General features: G+C 72.5%; 19 protein-coding genes. 12 read left to right on the top strand and 7 right to left on the bottom strand.

From position 1 onward, the window contains the following. Positions 1-6: 6 nt before the first annotated feature. From ADK86_RS21175 to ADK86_RS21195, 5 genes are all read right to left on the bottom strand, one after another. Positions 7-1,572 (bottom strand): sugar ABC transporter ATP-binding protein, encoded by a 1,566-nt coding sequence (locus ADK86_RS21175; protein WP_053698001.1) that lies wholly within the window; start codon positions 1,570-1,572, stop codon positions 7-9. 41 nt (positions 1,573-1,613) lie between these two features. After that, positions 1,614-2,729: a multiple monosaccharide ABC transporter substrate-binding protein gene (chvE, locus tag ADK86_RS21180; protein WP_053697980.1), complete on the bottom strand. Its 1,116-nt coding sequence runs from the start codon at positions 2,727-2,729 to the stop codon at positions 1,614-1,616. Further along, the gene (locus ADK86_RS21185) at positions 2,726-3,742 is read right to left on the bottom strand and encodes a hypothetical protein (RefSeq protein ID WP_053697981.1); all 1,017 of its coding nucleotides are present in this window, start codon (positions 3,740-3,742) and stop codon (positions 2,726-2,728) included. The genes chvE and ADK86_RS21185 overlap by 4 nt, the downstream gene beginning before the upstream one ends. 85 nt (positions 3,743-3,827) lie before the next feature. Next, positions 3,828-4,850, bottom strand: a complete 1,023-nt coding sequence (locus ADK86_RS21190) for a zinc-dependent alcohol dehydrogenase (protein WP_053697982.1) — start codon at positions 4,848-4,850, stop codon at positions 3,828-3,830. Beyond that, positions 4,847-6,007 (bottom strand): mandelate racemase/muconate lactonizing enzyme family protein, encoded by a 1,161-nt coding sequence (locus tag ADK86_RS21195; protein ID WP_053697983.1) that lies wholly within the window; start codon positions 6,005-6,007, stop codon positions 4,847-4,849. The genes ADK86_RS21190 and ADK86_RS21195 overlap by 4 nt, the downstream gene beginning before the upstream one ends. Before the next feature lie 250 nt (positions 6,008-6,257). On the opposite strand from ADK86_RS21195, the gene ADK86_RS21200 reads away from it, so the two are divergent. After that, positions 6,258-8,864: an alpha-L-arabinofuranosidase C-terminal domain-containing protein gene (locus ADK86_RS21200; RefSeq protein WP_053697984.1), complete on the top strand. Its 2,607-nt coding sequence runs from the start codon at positions 6,258-6,260 to the stop codon at positions 8,862-8,864. A 57-nt stretch (positions 8,865-8,921) separates the two neighbouring features. On the opposite strand, the gene ADK86_RS21205 is transcribed toward ADK86_RS21200, so the two are convergent. After that, complete coding sequence (locus ADK86_RS21205; protein WP_053697985.1) at positions 8,922-9,749, bottom strand: hypothetical protein; 828 nt, start codon at positions 9,747-9,749, stop codon at positions 8,922-8,924. Between the two features lie 512 nt (positions 9,750-10,261). On the opposite strand from ADK86_RS21205, the gene ADK86_RS21210 reads away from it, so the two are divergent. The 8 genes from ADK86_RS21210 to ADK86_RS21245 all read left to right on the top strand — a co-directional run bounded on the left by ADK86_RS21210 (position 10,262) and on the right by ADK86_RS21245 (position 19,086). Next, a complete protein-coding gene (locus ADK86_RS21210; RefSeq protein WP_053697986.1) occupies positions 10,262-12,709 on the top strand; it encodes a SpoIIE family protein phosphatase in 2,448 nt (815 codons plus the stop codon). A 133-nt stretch (positions 12,710-12,842) separates the two neighbouring features. Then, the gene (locus ADK86_RS21215) at positions 12,843-13,265 is read left to right on the top strand and encodes a hypothetical protein (RefSeq protein ID WP_053697987.1); all 423 of its coding nucleotides are present in this window, start codon (positions 12,843-12,845) and stop codon (positions 13,263-13,265) included. Continuing rightward, a complete protein-coding gene (locus tag ADK86_RS21220) occupies positions 13,262-13,645 on the top strand; it encodes a transcriptional regulator (RefSeq protein ID WP_053697988.1) in 384 nt (127 codons plus the stop codon). Before ADK86_RS21215 ends, ADK86_RS21220 begins: the two co-directional genes overlap by 4 nt. 95 nt (positions 13,646-13,740) lie before the next feature. Further along, positions 13,741-14,253, top strand: a complete 513-nt coding sequence (locus tag ADK86_RS21225) for a DinB family protein (RefSeq protein WP_199834441.1) — start codon at positions 13,741-13,743, stop codon at positions 14,251-14,253. 137 nt (positions 14,254-14,390) lie between these two features. Further along, entirely contained in the window at positions 14,391-15,149 is a 759-nt protein-coding gene (locus ADK86_RS21230; protein ID WP_053697990.1) for a hypothetical protein, read from the top strand. A gap of 421 nt (positions 15,150-15,570) precedes the next feature. Continuing rightward, complete coding sequence (gene asnB / locus ADK86_RS21235) at positions 15,571-17,415, top strand: asparagine synthase (glutamine-hydrolyzing) (protein WP_053697991.1); 1,845 nt, start codon at positions 15,571-15,573, stop codon at positions 17,413-17,415. A 31-nt stretch (positions 17,416-17,446) separates the two neighbouring features. Further along, the gene (locus ADK86_RS21240) at positions 17,447-17,875 is read left to right on the top strand and encodes a MarR family winged helix-turn-helix transcriptional regulator (protein WP_053698002.1); all 429 of its coding nucleotides are present in this window, start codon (positions 17,447-17,449) and stop codon (positions 17,873-17,875) included. 146 nt (positions 17,876-18,021) lie between these two features. Continuing rightward, the gene (locus tag ADK86_RS21245; protein ID WP_053697992.1) at positions 18,022-19,086 is read left to right on the top strand and encodes a hypothetical protein; all 1,065 of its coding nucleotides are present in this window, start codon (positions 18,022-18,024) and stop codon (positions 19,084-19,086) included. Between the two features lie 21 nt (positions 19,087-19,107). On the opposite strand, the gene ADK86_RS21250 is transcribed toward ADK86_RS21245, so the two are convergent. Then, the gene (locus ADK86_RS21250; RefSeq protein WP_053697993.1) at positions 19,108-19,653 is read right to left on the bottom strand and encodes a TetR/AcrR family transcriptional regulator; all 546 of its coding nucleotides are present in this window, start codon (positions 19,651-19,653) and stop codon (positions 19,108-19,110) included. Between the two features lie 130 nt (positions 19,654-19,783). On the opposite strand from ADK86_RS21250, the gene ADK86_RS21255 reads away from it, so the two are divergent. From ADK86_RS21255 to ADK86_RS21265, 3 genes are all read left to right on the top strand, one after another. Next, complete coding sequence (locus ADK86_RS21255; protein ID WP_053697994.1) at positions 19,784-20,197, top strand: PPOX class F420-dependent oxidoreductase; 414 nt, start codon at positions 19,784-19,786, stop codon at positions 20,195-20,197. 221 nt (positions 20,198-20,418) lie between these two features. Then, positions 20,419-21,270: an SAM-dependent methyltransferase gene (locus tag ADK86_RS21260; protein WP_053697995.1), complete on the top strand. Its 852-nt coding sequence runs from the start codon at positions 20,419-20,421 to the stop codon at positions 21,268-21,270. Positions 21,271-21,498: 228 nt separating this feature from the next. Further along, the gene (locus ADK86_RS21265) at positions 21,499-22,713 is read left to right on the top strand and encodes an acyl-CoA dehydrogenase family protein (protein ID WP_053697996.1); all 1,215 of its coding nucleotides are present in this window, start codon (positions 21,499-21,501) and stop codon (positions 22,711-22,713) included. Positions 22,714-22,779: the final 66 nt, after the last annotated feature.

Raw genomic sequence — 22,779 nt, forward strand, 5'->3', positions numbered from 1 at the left:
GCGGCCTCAGCTCTCGTCCGTGGGGGAGGGGCGGGTGGTCGGCGGTTCGGCGGTCATCAGGCGCATCAGTGCCTCCTGCGACGCCCGCGCGCGGGGCAGCTCACCGGTCACCCGCCCGGCCGCCATTGTGTAGAGACGGTCGCACAGGCCCAGCAGCTCGGGGAGTTCGGAGGAGATCAGCAGCACCGCCTTGCCGCGCGCGGCCAGCTTCCCGATCACCGTATGGATCTCGTACTTGGCGCCCACGTCCACGCCCCGCGTCGGTTCGTCGAGGATCAGCACCTCCGGCCCGGCGAGCAGCCACTTGCCCAGCAGCACCTTCTGCTGGTTGCCGCCGCTGAGCCGCCCGACGGGCTCGAAGACGGTGCGTGACCTGATGCCCAGTGAGGTCCGCAGCTCCTCGGCGGCCCCCCGCTCCGCGTGCCGGTCGACCACCCCGCGCCGGGCCAGCCCGGAGAGCGCGGCCAGCGAGAGGTTGCGGTGCACGGTGTCCAGGAGGTTCAGTCCGTACGACTTGCGGTCCTCCGTGACGTACGCGAGGCCGTGCGCCACCGCCTGCGGCACGGAGCGCAGCACGGCCGGCCGGCCGCCGAGCCGTACGGTGCCGCCCGCGTACCGCCCGTAGGAGCGGCCGAAGACGCTCATCGCCAGCTCGGTGCGGCCCGCGCCCACCAGCCCCGCGAGGCCGACGATCTCGCCGCGCCGGACGTGCAGGGACGCCCCGTCCACCACCGTGCGCCGGTGATCGACGGGGTGGCGCACGGTCCACCGCTCGACGGCGAGTGCCGGTGCGTCCGCGTCCGGGCCCTCGTAGTGCGTCCGCGGCGGGAAGCGGTGGTCCAGGTCGCGGCCGACCATGGCGCGGATGATGCGCTCCTCGGGGACGGACGGCGCGGCGCCGGGCCGGTTCCGTACGGTGAACGTCTCGACGGTGCGCCCGTCGCGCAGCACGGTCACGGTGTCCGCGACCCGGCGGATCTCGCCCAGCTTGTGCGAGATCAGTACGCAGGCCACGCCCTGGTCGCGCAGCCGGCACACCAGGTCCAGCAGGTGGTCGCTGTCCGCGTCGTTGAGCGCGGCGGTCGGCTCGTCGAGGATCAGCAGCCGGACATCCTTGGCCAGCGCCTTGGCGATCTCCACCAACTGCTGCTTGCCGACGCCGAGATCGGCGACACGGGTGCGCGGGTCCTCGGCCAGGCCGACCCGCGCCAGCAGCGCGGATGCCTGCCGCAGCGTCTCGTACCGCCCGATGACACCGCGCCGGGCCCGCTCGTTGCCGAGGAAGATGTTCTCCGCCACCGACAGGCACGGCACCAGCGCCAGTTCCTGGTGGACGATGACGATGCCGCGGCGCTCACCGGCCCGTACGTCCCGGAACGCGCAGCGCTCACCGCCGAAGCGGATCTCACCGGCGTAACTGCCGTGTGGATACACCCCGCTGAGCACCTTCATCAACGTCGACTTGCCCGCGCCGTTCTCCCCGCAGACGGCGTGGATCTCCCCGGCGCGCACCGACAGCCGCACGTCGTCCAGCGCGGTGACGCCGCCGAACTTCTTGGTGATGCCGCGCATCTCCAGTACGGGTGCGTCCGCACGCACCACCGCGCGCCCGCTCACAGGGCGCCGCCCAGGTCCGCGGCCTTCAGATAGCCCTCATCGACCAGAATCCGGGCGTTGCCGCGGTCCACGCTGACCGGGTCGAGCAGGAAAGCGGGCACCACCCGCGCCCCGTTGTGGTACGTCTTCACGTCGTTGACCTGCGGCTTCCTGCCGTGCAGCATGGCGTCGCCCATCAGTACCGCCTGCCGCGCGAGCTTGCGGGTGTCCTTGTAGACGGTTTGCGTCTGCTGCCCGGCCAGGATGGACTTCACGGCGGCCAGCTCCGCGTCCTGCCCGGTCACGACGGGATACGGGCGGCCGGCACCGCCATAACCGACGCTCTTCAGGGCGGAGATGACGCCGAGGGAGATGCCGTCGTACGGGGAGAGCACCGCGTCCAGCCGGGCCGTCCCGTAGTACGTGCTGAGCAGGTCGTCCATCCGCTTCTGCGCCGTACCGCCGTCCCAGCGCAGCGTGGTCGCCTGAGTGAGCGCCGTCTGACCGCTGCGGACCACGAGCTGCCCGCGTCGCAGGTACGGGCGGAGCTCGGCCAGCGCTCCGTTCCAGAAGTACCGGGTGTTGTTGTCGTCGGGCGACCCCGCGAACAGCTCGATGGTGAACCGCTCGTCAGCGCGCGCGTCGAGCCGCAGTTTGCCCACGATGTAGCGGCCCTGGAGCCGGCCCACGCGGGCGTTGTCGAAGGAGGCGTAGTAGTCGACGGCCGGGGTGCCGAGCACCAGGCGGTCGTACGCGATCACCCCGATGCCCGCCTCCTTCGCGCGGCGCAGCACATCGGTGAGCGCGGAGCCGTCGATCGCCGCCACGACCAGCAGCCGATGCCCCTTGGCGACCATGTTCTCCAGCTGCGCGACCTGGTTCTCGACCCGGTCGTCGCCGTACTGGAGGTCCGCGCGGTAGCCCTTGGCCGCGAACTCGCGGGCCATGTTGCGGCCGTCGGCCAGCCACCGTTCGGACGCCTTGGTCGGCATCGCGATGCCGACCGTGCCGTTGCCGGAGCCGCCGGGACGGTAGCGGCTGCCGCCCTTGGCCTCCTGGCCACAGGCGGTCAGGCCGAGGGCGAGTGCCGCCGCGACGACGGTGCGGCGGGGTATGTGCGCGGGGCCGCTCACCGCTCGACCTCGGGTACGGGGAAGCGGCGCAGTTCGCCCGGCAGACGGGAACCGGGCGGCGACATACGGCCGTCGCCGCCGAGCCGGGCCAGCAGGTCCAGCACCAGCCTGCCCCGCCGCACCCGTTCACGCGCGCTGTCCAGGGCGGCGGCGCGCAGCTGGGCGCCATACGGGTACAGCGCGGGGGAGCGGCTGAGGCCGAACTTCAGGTACAGCGGCGCCCCGCGCCGGACGAGCTGCGCCACGTCGTACATCCGCACATAGCCACCGAGGTCGTCGGGCGCCTCGACGTAGAAGTCCATCGGGGCGCGGGAGACGCGGCGGATCTGAGTGAGCTGGTCCAGGGTGAGGTCGCTGGGCACGTTCAGGGAATCGGCGCCGAGCCGCTCGAAGATCTCGTACGCGGCCGGATTGACCGGCCCGACCAGCGCGGAGACCTTGAAGGTGGTGCCGGCGGGCAGGGTCCCGGCCGCGCGCAGGCGGTGCAGCAGCCACAGCACACCCTCGTCGGCGACGAGCAGACAGCGCACGCCCAGATCGATGGCGCGCAGCGCGTCCTCGACGCAGCCGGCCACCGCCTCCTGGCCCCGGGCGCGCGGCCCGGCGGCGCCGCCTACGTCCCAGGTGCCGCGCGGCCCGGTGAACAGGCACAGCTCCGCACCGTGCGCGGCGCACGCGTCCAGCATGTCGGTGATCTCGGTGTCGGTCAGCATCCACACGCCGCTGCCCTGGCTGACACGGTGGACGGGCACACCGAGCCGCCCGGCCTCCTTGAGGACCGCGGACAGGACCTCCGGGCCTTCCACGGAGGGGATCTCGGTCCGCCAGGTGCCGCCGTCGGGGAACGCGTACGGGGAGGCATCGGCCGGGTCGTCGGCGGGGGCGGCGTGGCCGAGCGGGGCGAGGGCGTGATCGGCGGGGTGACGGAAGGGGAGCGGTCCGGCGGTGGGGTGGGCGGAGGCTTCGGGAGGGGAGAGGGGGAGGGGGCCGGTACCGGGCGGGGAGAGGGACATGAGGCTCCTCTGTTCGGGATGTCGGACGAGGTTCGGGATAGCGGGCATGAGGCGGCCGAGCTGTTCGGCGGCGCGCGGGCGCCGCCTACGCCTCCGGCCGCACCAGCACCTTCCCCACCCCCGGATCGCCGCCGCCCACCAGCGCCACGGCCTCGCCCCAGCGCTCCAGCGGAAACGTGTGCGTGATCAGTGGCGCGGGGTCCAGCAGGCCGGTGGTGAAGGCCCGTACGGCATGGGTCCAGGCGGCGGACGGCGCGCCGAAGACGCCGCGTACGGTGAGGTGGTCCGTGACCAGGCGTACCGGGTCGAGGCCGCGGGCGCCGGAGCCCGGCAGGCCGGTCAGGACCACCCGGCCGCCGCGGCGGACGAGTTCCGCCGCCGTCGCGGCGGTGTCCGGCGCGCCCGCGGTCTCCACCACCACGTCGAAGCCGCCGGACCCCGTACCGGGCGAGCGGGTGCCGGTCGCGCCCATCGCCAGGGCCTGTTCGGCACGGGCCCGGCGCGGATCGACGGCGATCAGCTCGGCGGGGGAGACGGCGGCCAGGAACCGTACGGCCAGCAGCCCGAGGGTGCCCGCGCCCAGCACCGCGATCCGCTCGCCGGGCACCGCGCGGGCGGCCAGCGCGGCAGCGGCGGCGACCGCGGCCGGTTCCAGCAGCGCCGCGGCGTCGAGATCCGCGTCGTCGGGCAGCGGGTGCAGCAGCCGGGCGGGCACCACCAGGGTGTCCGCGAACGCGCCGGGGCGGGTGAAGCCGGTCTCGTCGTAGGCCGCGGCGCACAGCGAGGTCTCGCCGGCCCGGCAGCGGTCGCAGGCCAGACAGGTACGGAAGTTCTCGCCGACGACCTTGCGGCCGGTCAGCGCGTCCGGCACCCCGTCGCCGACCGCCGCGACCGTGCCCGCCCACTCGTGGCCGGGGACGATCGGGTAGCGGACGTACGGGGCGGGCCGTCCGCCGTCGTACACCTCGCGGTCACTGCCGCACAGGCCCGCCGCCGCCACCCGTACCAGCGCCTCGCCGGGCCCGGGGGAGGGGGTGGGCGCGCTCACGAGGCGGTGCCGGCCCGGGCCTTCGACGAGGACGGACCGGGTGCGCGCGGGCGCGGTCACCGGTGCCCGCCGCCCGCTTCGCGCCGCTCCCACCCCTCGGCCCACAGGTCGAAGCGGGCCGGCTGCTGCGGGAATTCGGCCGCCGCGTCGGTGTCCAGCTCGACGCCGAGGCCGGGCGCGTCGGGCAGGGTGAAGTACCCGTCCACCACCTCGGGCGCGCCCTTGACGACCCGCTTGATGTCGGAGTCGGCGAAGTCGTTGAAGTGCTCCAGGACCTTGAAGTTGGGCGTGCAGCCCGCGAGTTGGAGGGAGGCGGCGGTCAGCACCCCGCCGCCCACGTTGTGCGGCGCGATCATCATGTAGTGCGTCTCGGCGGTCGCGGCGAGCTTGCGGGTCTCCAGGATGCCGCCGAAGTGGCCCACGTCCGGCTGGACGATGTCCGCCGCCTGCGACTCGAACAGCTCGCGGAACTCGATCCGGTCGTGGATGCGCTCCCCGGTCGCGATCGGCGTGTCCACCTTGCCGGCGACCTTGGCCAGCGCCTTCAGGTTCTCCGGCGGTACGGGTTCCTCCAGCCACGCCGGGCCGAAGGGCGCCAGCTCGCGGGCGAGCCGTACCGCGGTGGCGGGGCTGAACCGCCCGTGCATCTCCACCATCAGCTCCCGGTCCGGGCCGATGGCGTCCCGTACGGCCTCGATGAGCGAGACGGCGTAGCGGGTGCCGGCCGGGTCGAGTTCGAGGTGGCCGGTGCCGAACGGGTCGATCTTCAGTGCCTGGTAGCCGCGTTCCACCACGGCGCGGGCGGCGGCGTGGTAGCCCTCCGGTGTGCGCTCGGTGGTGTACCAGCCGTTGGCGTACGCCTTGACGCGATCGCGCACCCGGCCGCCGAGCAGCTGCCACACCGGTACGCCCAGCGCCTTGCCCTTGATGTCCCAGCAGGCCGTCTCCACGCACGCGACGGCGGACATCACGATCTCCCCGGCGCGCCCGTAGTCGCCGTACTTCATGCGTTGCACGAGGTCTTCAATGTTGAACGGGTCGGAGCCGGTGAGGTGGTGGTCCGCCGCTTCGGCCAGATAGCCGAGGAGGGCGTCGGTGCGGCCCAGCATGCGGGTCTCGCCGACGCCGGTGAGGCCCTCGTCGGTGTGGACCTGTACGTAGGTGAGGTTGCGCCAGGGGGTGCCGACGACATGCGTGCTGATACCGCTGATGCGCACGGGAGCTGACCCTCCATCGTGTTCGATATTTCGTCACGCGTCCGAAATGGTGGCGTGACCGTAATGAGCGCCGCCGGACCGTGTCAATGGGGGCGCGGTGAGCTGCCGCCGTTCGGCCGGGGCGGTTCACGCGCGGTGTGTGTGACGGGTGTTGACGTGGCGGCGTGCGGGGCGCATCCTCCCTCGAAGGCCGGGCGGTATGCCGCACGGCGTTCGATATCCCGTACACAGTCGAGTGGAGGGGTACCTCATGGCGAGCGACGACCAGCGCCCGGGAGCGGTCCCGGGTGGGCCCGGACGAAGAACCGTGATCGCCGCACTGGGCGCGACGGCCCTGACCGAAGCGCTGCGCACCGGCGCGGCACCGCCCGCCGCCGCGGAACCGGGCCCCGCGCTGCCCGCCCCCGTCGCCCACTGGGCCTTCGAGGAAGGCCGCGGCACCACCGCCGCCGACAGCTCGGGCCACGGCCGCACCCTCACCCTGCGCGGCGGAGCCGCCTGGGGTGACGGCCACACCGGCCACGGCCTCGCCCTGGCCGGGCGCGCCTGCGCCACCGCCGCCGGACCCGCCGTCGACACCGCGCACGGCTTCACCCTCACCGCCCGGGTCCGCCTCGCGGCCACCGACGGCTTCCGTACCGCCGTCGCCCTCGACGGCACCGCCGTCAGCGCTTGCTACCTCCAACTGCGCGACGACACACGGGCGTTCGCCTTCACCCGGCTGCCGAGGGACACGGCCGACGCCAACGGCGCCGCCGTGATCGCCGGCGCGGGCTGCGCCCCCGAGGCCGGGCGCTGGTACCACCTCGCGGGCGTCGCGGACGCGGCGGCGGGCCTCTTACGGCTGTACGTCGACGGCGTACTGGAAGGCGAAGTGCCCGCCCCGGGAGGCTGGCGGGCCACCGGCGCCACCACCGTCGGACGCGGCCTGTTCGGCGGCGCCGAGGCGGACCACTTCCAGGGCGGCATCGACGACGTACGCTGCTACGACACCGCCCTGAGCGGCGCACAGGTCGCCCGGCTGGCCGGCGTACCGGAGCGGGACACCACACCGCTGCTCACCATCGACGCCCGCCGCCCCGGCCCCACCGTCCCGCCCCGGCTCGGCGGCATCTTCTTCGAGGACATCAACCACAGCGGCGAAGGCGGCCTGTACGCCGAACTCGTCAGCAACCGCAGCTTCATGGCCGATACCCGCACTCCGCTGCACTGGAGTGCCCTCGGCGGCGCCACGATCGCCCTGGACCCCGCCGTGCCCCTCAACGAAGCGCTCACCCGCTCCCTGCGGATCACCGTGCGCGGCCCCGGCTCCGGCGCGGCCAACGACGGCTACTGGGGCATCCCCGTACGCCCCGCCACCACCTACCGCGCCTCCTGCTTCGCCAAGGCCGACGGCCGCACCGGGCCGCTCACCCTCGCCCTCACCGGCAGCGACGGCACCGTATACGCACGGGCCGCCGCACCGGCCCCCGGCCGCGACTGGCGCCGCTACGACCTGACCCTGCGCACCCCGCCCACCGCACCGACGACCATGGACGCGCGCCTGACCGTGACCACAGCGGGCACCACCGGCACCACGGGCACCCTGTGGCTCGCCCACGTCTCCCTGTTCCCGCCCACGTACCGGAACCGCCCCAACGGCCTGCGTCCCGACCTGATGGCCGCGCTCGCCGCGCTGCGGCCCGCCTTCCTGCGCTTCCCCGGCGGCAACTACCTCGAAGGCAATGTGATCGCCGACCGCTTCGACTGGAAGAAGACCATCGGCCCCGTCGAACGCCGCCCCGGCCACCGCAACTCCGCCTGGGGCTACTGGTCCACCGACGGTCTCGGCCTGCCCGAATACCTTCAGATGGCCGAGGACCTGGACTGCGAGCCGGTGCTGTGCGTGTACGCGGGCTACTCGCTCAAGGGCGAGCACGTCACCGGCGAGGCCCTGCGGCCTTTCGTCCAGGACGCGCTGGACCAGATCGAGTACATCACCGGGCCCGCCACCTCCCCCTGGGGCGCCCGGCGTGCCGCCGACGGCCACCCAGCGCCGTACCCGCTCACGTACGTGGAGATCGGCAACGAGGACTGGTTCGACACCTCCGGCTCGTACGAGGAGCGCTACGCGGCCTTCCACGACGCGCTCACCCGGACGTACCCGCACCTGAAGCTCATCGCCACCACCCCCGTCCGCAGCCGCCCCTACGACCTCATCGACGAGCACTACTACCGCTCACCCGCCGCCTTCGCCGCCGGGGCCCACTTCTACGACCGGCGCGACCGCGCCACCCCCAAGGTCTTCGTGGGCGAATGGGCGGCCCAGGAAGGCCGCCCCACCCCCAACCTGCGGGCCGCGCTCGGCGACGCCTCCTGGCTCACCGGCATCATCCGCAACAGCGACCACGTGGTGATGGAGTGCTACGCGCCCCTGTTCAGCCACGTCCGCGACAACACCTGGGCCACCAACCTCATCGCGTACGACGGCCTGACCAGCTACCACTCGCCCAGCTCCTACGCACAGCAGCTGCTGCGCACCCACCGGGGCGACACCGTGCTGCCCACCGCGGTCCGCGCCCTGCCCGGCCTGAGCGCCGTCACCACCCGCGACCACCGGACCGGACGGCTGTACGTCGCCGTCGTCAACACCGGAGGCACACCGCGCACCACGTCCGTACGCATCGACGGCATCCGGACCATCGGGTCCGCCGGGCGGGCCGAGATCCTGTCCGGGCCGGGCCCGGAGGCGACCAACACGCTCAGCGATCCGACGGCGGTCGTGCCCCGGTCGGTACCGCTGAACGGGCTCGGTAGGCGGTTCACGTATACGTTCCCGGCGTACTCGCTCACCGTGCTGCGGCTGCACGGCGGCTGACGCCCGGTGAGCCGGTGGCGGGCCCGGCCTCATGACGGGCCGGGCCGCCGCCCGTCCTCAGCTGAGCATCGGACCGTCGGCCGACGGCATGGGGGTGACCTTGCCGGACGCGGGGACGGTGACCTTCACCGCCTTGCCGAAGTCGGTGAGGTTCATCGTCGCGGTGCCGCCGCCGGCGCCCAGCGGCCAGGAGAGCCGCGTACGGACGATCCGGCCGTCGCGGCCGACCCAGGCGTCCGCGTACACGACCAGCTCACCGATCGCCTGCCGCACCTGGGCGACCTTCGACCGGCCGCGCTCCGACATCCGCAGCATGATCGTCTCGTTGTCGAGCCGCCCGCGGTAGTGCACGGCCGGTGCGCCGCCGATCTTCTCCTCGCCCGCCTTCTTCGCCCCGCGCATCAGGGACACCTGCTTCAGGACGTGCTCGGGGTCGTTCAGCGGCGCCCGGAGAATCCGCTGGACCTCCGCCTTGTCCCGGCGCACCGACCCCCAGGCACCGTGCTGGTCGCGGAACCCGCCGATGTAGACGGTGCCGCCGGAGAATATCTGCTCCATCTCCGGCCCGCCCGCGGCGGCGTCCGAGGCACGGCCCATGTGGAGACCCGTCTTGAGCCGCCCCTTGGCACCCGCCCAGTCGAAGTCGCCCTTGACGGTGAGGGTGTACGTCTTGGTCCCGTCGCCCATCTCGATCGTCTCGTCGACCCGGGCGCTGCCCTTGACGGTGGCGGCGACGGCGGCCTTCACCGCCGCCCCGTGGTCGGCGTCCAGTGCCGGCGCGGAGGCGGACGCCTTCGGGGACGGCCCGGCCTTGTCCGCGGTCCCTCCGGAGCAGCCGGCGCACAGCAGGGCCACGGCACCGAGCGGAATGAGGGCACGTCGCATGGTTTCTCCGAGAAGGGTGATGACCGAGTCTCCGACATGACGCTCATGCCGGGCATGGGACCTTACGCACAACTTATCGAGCGGATGTGCGACTGGTGGACGCCGGGGTCCGGGGGCAGGGCGGCCGGCCGGTCGAGGGCGGACCGCCACGCCCGGTGCGCATCCAGGTCAGGGACTTACGGCGCACCTACGTAGCCGCGCACGACGTACTCACGCGTGCGCTCACAGCACCACCGTTCCGGACGCACTCAGGCAGGTCTCCTCCCGCACCGCGGCGACGAGAGCTTCGCGGGCCGGCTCGGCACGTCCGAGGGGGGACCGGATTCATGCGCGGCCAGGAGGGCCCCCAATCGGCCGAGTGCCCGGCCTCCCGCCCCGGCCCGAGGCGCGGGGCAGGCGAGGCGAAACGATACTGGGGCAGAGCTGCGCGAGTCAGGAGCTCGGGTCGTCCTCCTCGGGAGTCGCCGTAGGACGGCGGCCGGGGCACGTCGGCGAGTCGAAGGGGCGAAGCGATGGACGCACCGGTGCCGGAGCCCGCCGAGTGCCCGGAGGACCCGTTCGCGCTGAGCCGGGCGGCTTCGGCGGTGCTCGACGAGCGGGGCACGGTCGCGGGCTGGAGCGGATGCGCCGAGGACCTGCTCGGCTACCGGCCGCAGGACGTGCTGGGGCGGCGCGCGGACACCTTCCTGCTGCACGACGACGACCGGGCCGCGGCCGCCGAGGCGGCCGCCGCGGCCCGCCGCGACGGGGGCTGGTCCGGCGTCCTGCCGCTGCTGCACCGCGACGGACAACGCGTCGAGCTGGGCTTCCGGGTCCGGTCCGTCGTCCGGGGCGACGACGCGTACGAGTGGTTCGTCGTCGCCGCGCCCGCGGCCGAGGTGGCTCAATGGGAGATCGACCGCTCCGTACTGGAGGGCCTGTTCCGCAACTCTCCCATCGGGCTGTCCGTACACGCCCCCGACCTGAGCATCCTCCGTATCAACCGGGCCATCGCGAGCATCAGCCGGCGCCCCGTCCCGGCACACCGGGGCCTGCGCATGGAGGACTTCCTCGTCGGCCCGGACGTGGCCACCATCGAGGGGCGGCTGCGCAGGGTGCTGGAGACCGGCCGGCCGCTGATCTTCACCGAGCAGTCGTGCCGGCTGCGTATCGACCCCGGCCGGGAACGCGTCGTGTCCGTGTCCGCGTTCCGGATGCGCGCCCCCTCCTCCGGGGAGGTGCTCGGCGTCACCCAAATGGTGGAAGACGTCACCGACCGGCACCGGGCCCAGCACCGGCTCGCCGTCCTCAACCGGGCGAGCGCCCGCATCGGCACCACACTGGACGTCGCACAGACCGCACGGGAACTGGCCGAGGTCGCGGTGCCCGACCTCGCCGACGCGGTCTCCGTCGACCTGCTGGAGCCGGTCACCCGCGGCCAGGACCCCACCCGGGGGACCTACGTGCCCGTGCACCGGACGGCCGTACGGTCCGTCGTGGCGGAGGGCCTGGACGTCATGTACCCCGTCGGCGAGGTGTTCCGCTTCGCCCCGGGTACGCCGCAGGCGCAGTGCCTCGCCGAGCAGCAGCCGCTCCTCGAACCGGACCTCGCGCACAGCACCGGCTGGTACATCCAGGACCCGGAGCGCTCCGAACAGGCCCTGCGCCTGGGCGCCCATTCGCTGATCGTCGTGCCGCTGGCCGCCCGCGGCCTGGTGCTCGGCCTGGTGAGCCTGTGGCGCGCGGAACGCTCCGAGCCGTTCGAGCAGGACGACCTCGTCCTGGCCCAGGAGTTCGTCTCCCGCGCCGCCATCTGCATCGACAACGCCCGCCGCTACACCCAGGAGCACTACGGCGCGCTGACCCTCCAGCGCAGCCTGCTGCCGCGCGAACTGCCCGAACAGCTCGCCGTCGAGGTCGCCCACCGCTATCTGCCCGCCGACCCCGCCGCGGGCGTCGGCGGCGACTGGTTCGACGTCATCCCCGTCTCCAGCGCCCGCGTCGCCCTCGTCGTCGGCGACGTCGTCGGCCATGGACTGCACGCCGCGGCCACCATGGGGCGGCTGCGTACGGCGGTGCACACCCTGGCCAACCTCGACCTCGCCCCCGACGAAGTGCTCTCCCACCTGGACGACCTCGTCAACCGCCTGGCCGAGGAGCAGGAGTCGGCCGGCGGCGGCCCGGAGAGCCCTCAGGTCATCGGCGCCACCTGCCTGTACGCGGTCTACGACCCGGTCTCCCGCCGCTGCACCATGGCCCGCGCGGGCCACGTACCGCCCGCCGTGGTCGGCCCCGACGGCCGGATGACCCTCCCCGACCTGCCGGCCGGGCCGCCGCTCGGGCTGGGCGGCCTGCCGTTCGAGTCCGCCGAACTCGAACTCGCCGAGGGCAGCCTGCTCGCGCTCTACACGGACGGGCTGCTGGAAGTACACAGGCGGGACCTCGACGAGGGCCTGGCGCTGCTGCGCGGAGCGCTGGAGCAGCCCGCCTGCCGCCTGGAGGACCGCTGCAAGGCGGCGGTGGAGGCGCTGCTGCCGGTGCACCCGCAGGACGATGTCGCGCTGCTCCTGGCCCGTACGCGCGCGCTGCCGCCGGAATCGGTCGCCACCTGGGAACTGCCCGCGGAACCGACCGCCGCCGCCGAGGCGCGCGAGCTGACGTCCGCGACGCTGACCGAATGGGGCCAGGAGGAACTGGCCTTCACCGCCGAACTGGTGGTGAGCGAACTGGTCACCAACGCCTACCGGTACGGCGGCACACCGATCACGCTGCGCCTCATCCGCGACCGCACCCTGATCTGCGAGGTCTCCGACCCCAGCAGCACCGCCCCCCACCTCAGACGCGCCCTCAGCACCGACGAGGGCGGACGCGGCCTCCTCCTGGTCGCCCAACTGACGGACCGCTGGGGCGCCCGCCACACCCGGGAGGGCAAGACGGTGTGGACGGAGCTGCCGTTGGTGGCGGGCGGGGAGGGCGGGTGAGGGGGCTTGTTCTCAGGTCGGTGGCCAACTGCCGCCCTTCTGCCGCTCTTTTACTTGCCAAGTTGGAAGGTGATTGGCATCTTGGCAATGACGAGGTGGTGCTGACGGTTGTGCCGCCGACCGAGGAGGAGCTGTGCGGGAAATCACCGACCCGGTGGACGCGTTGGGGCGGGCCGCCGCGGTGGAGAAGGCGGCGCGGTTACGCAGCGGCTGGTACGCCCGGTACCTGTGGGTGTACGCCGCCGGTCAGCTGGTGCTCGTGCCGACCGCCCTGCTGGGGCACGGCCCGGTCGCCGCGCTGCTCTTCACCCTGGTCAACGCAGGGCTGGTCACCGGGCTCTCGGTGTACGCGGCACGGCAGCGCATCGTGCGACGCGGGTTCGGGACGCGACACGGGGTGCTGATCGGCGCCTGGGCCGTGCTCTACACCGCCGCGGTCCTCCTCGGGAACTCGGCGTTCGTGGACAGCCGGGTGGTGTTCGCGGCCGTGGCGGCTGCGGTGTGCGCGCTGCCGCTCGCCGTAGGAGCGTGGCTCGAAAGGCGGCGGTCGTCGTGACGGCGCAGCGGACCGCGGCCGGCTCCCCGGGCAGCCATCCCCGGCACGCCCTCGCCCCGCTGCTCAACTCGCCCGTACGACTGTCCGTGGTGGCGGCCCTCGCGCCGGTGGAGAAGGCCGAGTTCGCCGTCGTACGAGAACTGGTCGAGGTGAGCGACTCCGTACTGTCCAAGCAGGTGGCGGCGCTGGAGGCGGCGGGCTGGGTGGCCGTCGCCAAGGGCCGGGTGGGCCGTCGCGCCCGGACCTGGCTCTCGCTGACGGCCGAGGGACGGGTCGTGTACGAGCGGCATCTGACGGCGCTGAGGGCGATCGCGGAGGGGGCCGGGGCAGGAGCGGCGGCGCGGGTGCGGGGCGGCTCCGACGAGGGGATGGACGAGTAGGCGGGGAAGTGGGGGAGCGGGGCCTGCACGTGGTGGGCGGTGGACGGGACCGTCGCCCGGTCGCGTTGTCGGACCCTCGTGTCACGATGAGGGACATGAGCACACCTGGACGTACCTTGCCCCCGATGGACGCCGACGAGCGGGCCACGCTGGAGAGTTGGCTCGACTTCTACCGCACCACCCTCGCCCTGAAGTGCGACGGCCTGACCGAGCAGCAGCTCCGCGAGGCGTCCGCGCCGCCTTCGGCGCTGACCCTGCTCGGTCTGGTCCGGCACCTGGCGGCGGTCGAGCGGTTCTGGTTCCGCAGGGTGCTGGCCCAGGAGGACGCACCGACGCTCTTCAGCTCCGACCCGGACGCCAGCTCCGCCAACAGCGGTTTCGACCTCGACGAGTCGGCCACTTACGAGGACGCCCGGCGCATATGGCAGGCCGAGATCGAGCACGCCCGGAAGAACTGCGCTTCCCGCGCGCTGGAGGACACCGGCGTGTACCGGGACGGGCCGGTCACCCTGCGCTGGATCTACACCCACATGACCGCCGAATACGCCCGCCACTGCGGCCAGGCCGACCTCATACGGGAGCGCATCGACGGCAGTACGGGCGTCTGAGCCCGGCCCGGGGGTCCGGCAGTCCGGCAGCGGCGCGGTGCGGCGGGTTTACGTATACCGCGCGGCGGACCGCAGTACGCAGACTGGCGCCGGAGCACGCGTCACCGCACCGCAGGCCGCACCGAGCGGAGGGCACCGTGGCGAACGACTCGACGGCGCAGGACCGGCAACTGCTGCACGACTACTCCCGCGAGACCCGCGATCCATACGTCCAGCGGCTCTTGGCGGAGCTGCTCGGCCACGTCAACCGGGCGGGCTTCGAGCGGACGGCGGGCGCGGGCGGCGGCAACACGCGGGACCTCGGCCAGGGCCAGTACGCCGTCTCCTACGCCTATACACCGGACACGGCCCGCGCCGACCAGCTCGCGGTGCTGGTCCACGAGCTGACCCACGTCGCGGTCAACCAGGCGTACGGCTCCCGCATGCTGAACTTCCCGGTGCCCCCGCTGTCCGCGGCGGAGGAGAACCGGGTGCGCGACGAGACACCGGGACGCGAGGAGGACTTCCAGAACGCCGCCCTCCGGCGGACGGACGCCCGGCGCCGTGACGCCTACGTCGACCTGGTCATCGGCAACGTCCAGCGGCTGCTGGACGAGTTGCGCGGCTCCGGCCTCCCGGCCGAGCGGCAGCGGGCGATACGCGCCAAACTGACCGACCACATGCGGGCCCGCCCGTACCACGAGTACGACGGCGTCCTCTCGCACGTGCTCACCTGGGCCGACCTGGACGGAGTCGACCGGTCCTCGCCCTTCTACCGCAGCCTGACCGCGATGGTGGCGCAGACGGCCGACTGGCGGGCGGCCGGCGACATCACCCTGCCGCGCCGCCGACGCGGTCTCTTCCGCCGGTTGGGGAGGACGCTGGCCGCGGTCTTGGGGATGTCCCGGCGGCGGTAGAAGGCGAGGCTAAGCGGCGGTAGGGAGGCAGTGCAGGGGCCGGGGAGTGCCCGCGTACCAGTACACGGGTGCGCCCACGCCCACCCCGAACCCTCGAACCGGCCCCAGGTAAAACCTTCCTCACATCCCCGTAAGCTCCTGCCCATCCACCACCTGCGCCCGGCCTTACCCCCACACCCGCAAACCCGCAGATCAAAGCCCCGATCACGGCCCAATTCCCGGCTCCTCACACCCCGTTGCGCGAGCCGACGGCCTGTTACGGCCAGGTTGACGGCGCGGCGCCCGAGGAACACCCTCGTTATATAGGTGCTCGATACAACTGACCCGTGGAGGTGTCGGGCCGCCGGGCCGCGCCGTGCCCGCGCACGCCGCGCCGGTGTCCGGCGGACCGCCTTCCCGGGCCGGAGCAGGAGGACATGGCATGTGTGGTATCACCGGCTGGATTTCCTTCGATCGTGACCTGCGCTCCGAGCAGGAGACCGTGGACGCGATGACCGAGACGATGTCCTGCCGTGGGCCCGACGACCGCGGTACGTGGGTGCAGGGGCCCGCCGCCCTCGGACACCGCCGTCTCGCGATCATCGACCTTCCGGGCGGCCGGCAGCCGATGACCGTATACCGGGAGGACGGCAGCCCGGTCGTCATCGTCTACTCGGGCGAGGCGTACAACTTCGCCGAGCTGCGCGAGGAGCTGACCGGCCGCGGCCACCGCTTCGCCACCGACTCCGACACCGAGGTGGTCCTGCGCGGCTACCTGGAGTGGGGCGAGGGGGTCGCCGAACGGCTCAACGGCATGTACGCGTTCGCCGTCTGGGACGAGCAGCGCCAGCGTCTCGTCATGATCCGCGACCGGATGGGCATCAAGCCGTTCTACTACTACGAGACGCCCGACGGCGTGCTGTTCGGCTCCGAGCCCAAGGCGATCCTCGCCAACCCGCTCGCCGAGCGCACCGTCGGCCTCGACGGCGTCCGTGAGCTCTTCGCGTTCGTCAAGACGCCCGGCCACGCCGTGTGGGACGGGATGTACGAGGTCGAGCCCGGCACGGTGGTCACCGTCGACCGCGGCGGGCTGCGCCGGCACGTGTACTGGTCGCTGGAGACCCGCGCCCACGAGGACGACCGGGACACCTCGGTGGCCCACGTACGGTCGCTGCTCGACGACATCGTCCGCCGTCAGCTCGTCTCCGACGTACCGCGCTGCACCCTGCTCTCCGGCGGCCTGGACTCCTCGGCGATGACCGCGCTGGCGGCCCGGCAGCTCGGCGAGGCGGGGGAGACGGTCCGCAGCTTCGCCGTCGACTTCGTCGGCCAGACCGAGCACTTCGTGGCCGACGACCTGCGCGCCACCCCCGACACGCCGTACGTCCACGACGTGGCCCGCCTCTCCGGCACCGACCACCAGGACATCGTCCTGGACTCGGACTCGCTGGCCGACCCCGAGGTGCGCGCGAAGGTCATCCGGGCGCGGGACATACCGGTGGGCTTCGGCGACATGGACGCCTCCCTGTACCTCCTCTTCAAGGCGATCCGCGAGCACTCCACCGTCGCCCTGTCGGGGGAGTCGGCCGACGAGGTCTTCGGCGGCTACAAGCAGTTCTTCGACGAGGAGGCCCGCCGCGCCGAAACGTTCCCGTGGCTGGTGCGCTTCGCCGAGCACTTCGGTGACGACGGCAGCGTGCTCATCCCCGCACTGGCCGACACCCTCGACCTGCGCTCGTACGTCCGGGACGGCTACCGCACCGCGGTCAAGGAGATACAGCGCCTGGACGGGGAGAGCGACTTCGAGTTCCGGATGCGCAAGGTCTGCTATCTGCACCTGACCCGGTTCGTCCGCATCCTGCTCGACCGCAAGGACCGCGCGAGCATGGCCGTCGGCCTGGAGGTGCGGGTGCCGTTCTGCGACCACCGGCTGGTCGAGTACGTCTACAACACGCCGTGGGCGCTGAAGTCGTTCGACGGGCGCGAGAAGAGCCTGCTGCGCGAGGCCACCGCCGATGTGCTGCCGAAGTCGGTCTACGACCGGGTCAAGAGCCCGTACCCGTCCACGCAGGACCCCAAGTACGCGGTCGCGCTCCAGCACCACGCCAAGGACCTGCTCGCCAGCTCCTCGCACCCGGTCTTCGACATCGTCGACCGCGCCTGGCTCAAGCGGGCGGTCGAGCACGACGCGCCGCAGATCACCCAGGCCTCCCGCAAGGGCCTCGAAAAGACGCTGGACCTGGCCCTGTGGTTGGACATGTACCGGCCCCGCCTTACGCTTTCCTGAACCCGAACCGGGCGGCGCGATGGGCTGGGCGATGACAATCGGTGACGACGCGGCACTGCAACTGGTGATTTCCCTGCACCGGCTGACCCGGAGCCTGCGCAGAGCGGCGGCGGCCGGCGGCATCCAGCCGACTCAGCTCGCGGTACTGGCCCTGCTGACCCAGCAGGGCCCCTCCCGGATCGGCGAGATCGCGGCCTGGGTCCCCTGCTCCCAGCCGACCGCCACCGCGGCCGTACTGGGCCTGGAGTCGGCCGGGCTGATCCGCCGCGAACCCGACCCCACCGACGGGCGGGCCAGCCGCATCCTGGCCACCGAACGCGGCGCGGCGGCGCTCGCCGACATCGCACGCGGCGAGGCCGAGGTGCTGGCCAAGCGCCTGGCCTCGCTGCGCCCCGACGAGATCCGCCGGCTCGCCGAGGCGGGCCCGCTGCTGCGGCGGCTGGCGGAGGCGGCGGACTGAGGGCCTGTCCGCCCGTCACCAGGGGCTCACCGTGACCTGCGTACGTACCCGGGCATGGACCCCGTCCACCCGGGTACTCAAGCGGCGCACATCCCGACCCAGTTGACGGAACAGCACCTTCCGAAAACGCCGCACCGGAGGTACGCATGTCCAGCACGACGGTACGGGCCGACGAGGCGACCGCCCGGCTGCTGCCCGAAGTGACCGCGTTCATCGAACGGCAGCTGGACGACTACCCCGACGCCTGCGGACCGCTGCGCACCACCGTACGGAAGGTGATCGACCGCGGCCGTTGCGAACGCAACGAGACCGCGCTGCCATTGCTGACCCACGCGGCCATCACCGGCGTCCCCGAGCCGGCCGTGCCGGTCGCCGCCGCCCACCTGCTGTGGTGGCGGGCCGCCAACGCCTTCGACGACATCGCCGACGGGCACGCGGACGCCACCCTGTACGGCCTGGGCACCGGGCCCGCCCTGATGGCCGCGCTCGAATGCGGCCACGGCCTGCCGCTGCGCGCCCTCGCCGCCCTCGACCTCCCGGCCGCCCTGCGGGAGAGCCTGATCAGCGACTACCTCGACGGCTGGACCCTGACCAACGACGGCCGGATCAGGGACCTGGTCAACACCGTGGCGACGGTCGACCCGCAGTCCGTGCTGACGACGTACGAGCACAAGGGCGGCTCCGCGTACGCGATGGCCTGCGGCATGACCGCGCGCGTCGCGGGCTGCGCCGACGCCGTGACCGCGGCGTGGCGCGAGTTCGGGTACACCGTCGGCACTCTGCTGCAGTTCCGTATCGACGACGAGGACCTGCGCGACGAGCGGGCGGCGGAACTGCGGCACGGCACCGCCACCTACCGCCTGGTCTGCGCCGTGCGGCGGCTCACCGGCGCCGAGCGGCGGCGGGCGCTGCGGCTCCTGGCGGAGGCGGCCGACAGCCCCGGCAGCCGAGCGGAGATCAAGGCCATGCTCCTGGACCCCGCCGTCCAGGCCGCGACACTCGCGACGCGCGACAGCCTGCTCCGCCAGGCCCACGACCTGCTCGACCGCCTGGCCGTGCCCTCGGACCACACGACGGCACTGCGCGCCCTGGCCGACGCCGCCGCCAGGCCGGCCACGGTGGGCCCGGCGGCCGACGGGCAGACGGAGGGAGGGGCCTGGGCGAGCCGCCCCTCGGCCGCAGCGGGCCGCCCGACGTCGACCGCCTTCTGACCCCGGCGCCGCCCAGGCGCGCTACCTGGGCCCGGCGCCCACGCCCTGGAACAGGGACTGGCTGACGAGGTCGGCGCCCTGGGCCGGGGTGAGTTCCGGCATGTCGTGGGACGCGACATTGGTCAGGTGGACGAGCATCGAGCGGGCCCACCCGTCCGGCAGTCCCGGGCGGACGAAGCCTTCGCGGGCAGCACGGGCCATGAAGGCATCGAGGCGTTCGAGGAGGCGGCGAAGGCGCGCGGCGGCCGTCTCGTCGGTCGCCCGGCCGAGATCCACGGGCCACCGGCGGCTGACGGCGACGGTGCCTTCGACGTACCGGTGCAGCGCCACCGGCACCGGTGCCTCGGCCAGCCGGGCCTGGGCGAAGACTTCGTCGCAGGCGTCCAGTTTCGCCACGTACACCGCTGCCATCAGCGCCTCGCGGCTGTCGAACCGACGGTAGACGGTGCGCCGGTCGACGCCTGCCGCAGCGGCGATGGCCGCGATGCTCGTGCCCGGGTCCCGCGCCAGCAGACGCGCGCCGGTCTGCAGGACGGCGTCCAGGTTGCGTGCCGCGTCAGCTCTCATCGTGAGCGGAGCATACGCGGAGCCGTGACCGAACGGCCAGTGTTGCGCCCCAAAGCCATTGCGCTTGGCGCAATAACTGCCACATAGTTGTGTCACTTCTTCTCTCGCTGCCTCACTCAGGAGCTGCCGCATGCGCACAGCCGAACTGTCGGAGAAGCTGCGCCACGTCCTCGATTCGCCGGTCTTCGTCACCGTCGCGACCCTCCGGCCCGACGGGAGTCCGCACCAGTCCGTCGTCTGGGTGGGCCGGGACGGCGGGGACCTGTTCTTCGTGACGGGCGTCGACAAGCTCAAGATCCGCAACCTGCGGCGCGATCCGCGGCTGAGCATCGCCGTCAACCCGCGGGACGAGCCGTACGCGTACGCCGTGATCAGCGGCACCGCACGGTTCGAAGGCCCGGGGAGCCGCGACCGGATGGACGAGCTGGCCGTCAAGTACAGCGGCAAGCCGTACGCCGAACACCACCCGGAGTCGGCGGCGACCCTTCCCGAGCTGATTACGGTCCGTGTCACACCCGAGAAGATCGCGGCCCGGTTCCTGTGAGCGCGGAAGACCGGACCACGCCTCCCTCCACGAAGACCCTCGTGATCACCGGCGGCACCGGCGGTCTCGGCAAGGCGTCGGCGAACGCGCCGACCGGGATTTCGGCGCCGTGCACCAGAATGCTGGTGCTATGACGATATGGGAAATGCGGAGTCGGGATAGTCGGGCCATGTGCGGAAAGGCTGAAAGGGCCGGAACATGCCAGGCCGGAAGGAGCACCGATGGCTCAGGCCGACTCCACGCCTCAGGAAGATGTCGACTACCTCCGAGCGTGGGCCGACAGCCGGCCCACCCTGAGCGGCGCTCTGTGGCAGGGCACCGCCGATCTGGAGAAAGCGCAGGAACGCAAACTCGAACGGATCGCTGAACTGGCCGGCGTGCGCCCGGGCATGGACGTCCTGGACGTGGGGTGCGGTTTCGGAGGCATGCTCGATCACCTTGTCCGGCACAGCGGGGCACGTTCCGCCCACGGCATCGATCCCGATGGATATCAGTGCCGTGAGATTCTGCGGCGCGCGACGCCGGGAGTCAGTGTCGACTGTCTGCCCTACGCGGCATTCCGTCCGACTCGTCGGTTCGACGCGGTGGTGAGCATCAGCGCGCTGGAATACGTCACCGGCTCCGGGTCGCCCGGGCAGCAGGAAGAAGTCACCGCACTGAGGGATTTTTTCCTGCGGGCGCACCAGTGGACGAAGCCGGACGCGGGGCTCGCGTTGGAAGTTGTCGTCATCGGCCCGAAAGGACTGGACGCCGCGACACAACAGAAGGGAAGAGACATGCTGGAGGAGGCGACGCAACAGCCCTCCGGCAGGCCTCCCGCTCTGCCGAATATCCTCACTGCCGCGCAGGGGCTTTGGGAATTGCTGTCGGTGCGGACCCACCGGCAGGACTGGGTACGGACGCTGGATGCGTGGCACACGCGGGCGACCAGCGCCCGCGAAGCCATCAGTGCCCGCTGGGGAGCAAAAGCCCACGATGCGACAATTCACTACCTCGCACTGGAACGTGAGACCTTCGGCACAGGCCGACTCTCCGCGGCCCACCTCGCTTTCCGCCGTACCGGGGAGGAGTGATGCGGCACTGACAGTCGCTGATCAGGGGATATGGCATAGCTGCTTACGCGCTGAGCCACACCTTGACCGGCCTGCTCGAAGCCGCCGCCCGCCCCCGCCCTTCCCTATCAATGGAACACGTTCTACTGTGCCCCACGACCCTTGACCCGACGGCCCGTCAGAAGCGCCGCGCGTGCCGACCGCGGGTGCCACCCGGGCCGGTCGGGCGCCGTCGGACCAGGAGGGGCCGTGCACCTCGAATACACCCCGGAACAGCAGCGGCTGCGGGCCGAACTGCGGGAGTACTTCGCCGCGTTGGTCCCCGACGACGCGTACACGCGCTTCCGCGGCCCCGACGGACCGCCGGACGGCGACGGCCCCACCGTCCAGAAGCGCTTCTACCGCGCCACCATCCGCCGGCTCGGCGCGGACGGCTGGCTGGGGGTGGGGTGGCCCGAGGAGTACGGCGGGCGGGGGATGACGCCGATGGAGCAGTTCATCTTCTTCGACGAGGCCGCGCAGGCGGGCGTGCCGCTGCCGCTGATGGCGCTGAACACCGTCGGGCCGACGCTCATGCGGTACGGCAGCGACGAACAGAAGGCGTACTTCCTGCCGCGCATCCTCTCCGGGGAGATCGACTTCGCGATCGGGTACAGCGAACCCGACGCCGGTACGGACCTCGCGTCGCTGCGCACCCGGGCCGTACGCGACGGCGACGCCTACCTGGTCAACGGGCAGAAGATCTGGACCACCAACGGCGACACCGCCGACTGGGTCTGGCTCGCGGTGCGGACCGCGCCCGTCGAGGAGGGCGTGCCGCCCCACAAGGGCATCAGCCTGCTGCTCGTACCGACCTCCGCGCCCGGCTACTCCTGCACCCGTATCAACACCCTCGCCTCGCACGACACCACCGCCAGCTACTACGAGAACATCCGCGTCCCGGTCACCCGCCGGGTCGGCGAGGAGAACCAGGGCTGGCGGATCATCACCAACCAGCTCAACCACGAACGGGTCACCCTCGCCGCCCACGGCACGATGGCGATCCGCGCCCTGCACGACGTCCGGCGCTGGGCCGCGGAAACGAAGCTGGCCGACGGCCGGCGCGTCATCGACCTCGGCTGGGTCCGCGGCCGGCTCGCCCGTACCCACACCCGCCTGGACGCCATGAAGCTGCTGAACTGGCAGATGGTGGACGCCCTCCAGCACGGCACGCTCACCCCGCAGGACGCCTCCGCCGTCAAGGTCTACGGTTCCGAGGCCCGCCGCGACGCCTACGCCTGGCTGATGGAGATCCTGTCCGCCGCCGGCCCCCTGAAGGACGGCTCGGCAGGCGCGGCCCTCCACGGCGACCTCGAACGCGGCTACCGCTCCGCGGTCATCTTCACGTTCGGCGGCGGCAACAACGAGATCCAGCGCGAGATCATCTCGTGGATCGGACTGGGGATGCCGCGGGTGCGGAGGTAGCGTCCGGCGCCGCCTCTCCACCGCCCACCGCCCCCTCCAGCGCCCTACACCCCCCGCCCCCGCCGC

The organism is Streptomyces sp. NRRL F-5755 (genome assembly GCF_001279365.1).
In the GTDB taxonomy this organism is placed as follows: domain Bacteria; phylum Actinomycetota; class Actinomycetes; order Streptomycetales; family Streptomycetaceae; genus Streptomyces; species Streptomyces rimosus.

Coding starts and splice junctions, on each gene's coding strand:
- ADK86_RS21175 (WP_053698001.1), bottom strand. CDS start 1,572: ATGCGCGGCATCACCAAGAAGTTCGGCGGCGTCACCGCGCTGGACGAC.
- ADK86_RS21185 (WP_053697981.1), bottom strand. CDS start 3,742: ATGTCCCTCTCCCCGCCCGGTACCGGCCCCCTCCCCCTCTCCCCTCCC.
- ADK86_RS21200 (WP_053697984.1), top strand. CDS start 6,258: ATGGCGAGCGACGACCAGCGCCCGGGAGCGGTCCCGGGTGGGCCCGGA.
- ADK86_RS21205 (WP_053697985.1), bottom strand. CDS start 9,749: ATGCGACGTGCCCTCATTCCGCTCGGTGCCGTGGCCCTGCTGTGCGCC.
- ADK86_RS21210 (WP_053697986.1), top strand. CDS start 10,262: ATGGACGCACCGGTGCCGGAGCCCGCCGAGTGCCCGGAGGACCCGTTC.
- ADK86_RS21225 (WP_199834441.1), top strand. CDS start 13,741: ATGAGCACACCTGGACGTACCTTGCCCCCGATGGACGCCGACGAGCGG.
- asnB (WP_053697991.1), top strand. CDS start 15,571: ATGTGTGGTATCACCGGCTGGATTTCCTTCGATCGTGACCTGCGCTCC.
- ADK86_RS21240 (WP_053698002.1), top strand. CDS start 17,447: ATGACAATCGGTGACGACGCGGCACTGCAACTGGTGATTTCCCTGCAC.
- ADK86_RS21245 (WP_053697992.1), top strand. CDS start 18,022: ATGTCCAGCACGACGGTACGGGCCGACGAGGCGACCGCCCGGCTGCTG.
- ADK86_RS21250 (WP_053697993.1), bottom strand. CDS start 19,653: ATGAGAGCTGACGCGGCACGCAACCTGGACGCCGTCCTGCAGACCGGC.
- ADK86_RS21255 (WP_053697994.1), top strand. CDS start 19,784: ATGCGCACAGCCGAACTGTCGGAGAAGCTGCGCCACGTCCTCGATTCG.
- ADK86_RS21260 (WP_053697995.1), top strand. CDS start 20,419: ATGGCTCAGGCCGACTCCACGCCTCAGGAAGATGTCGACTACCTCCGA.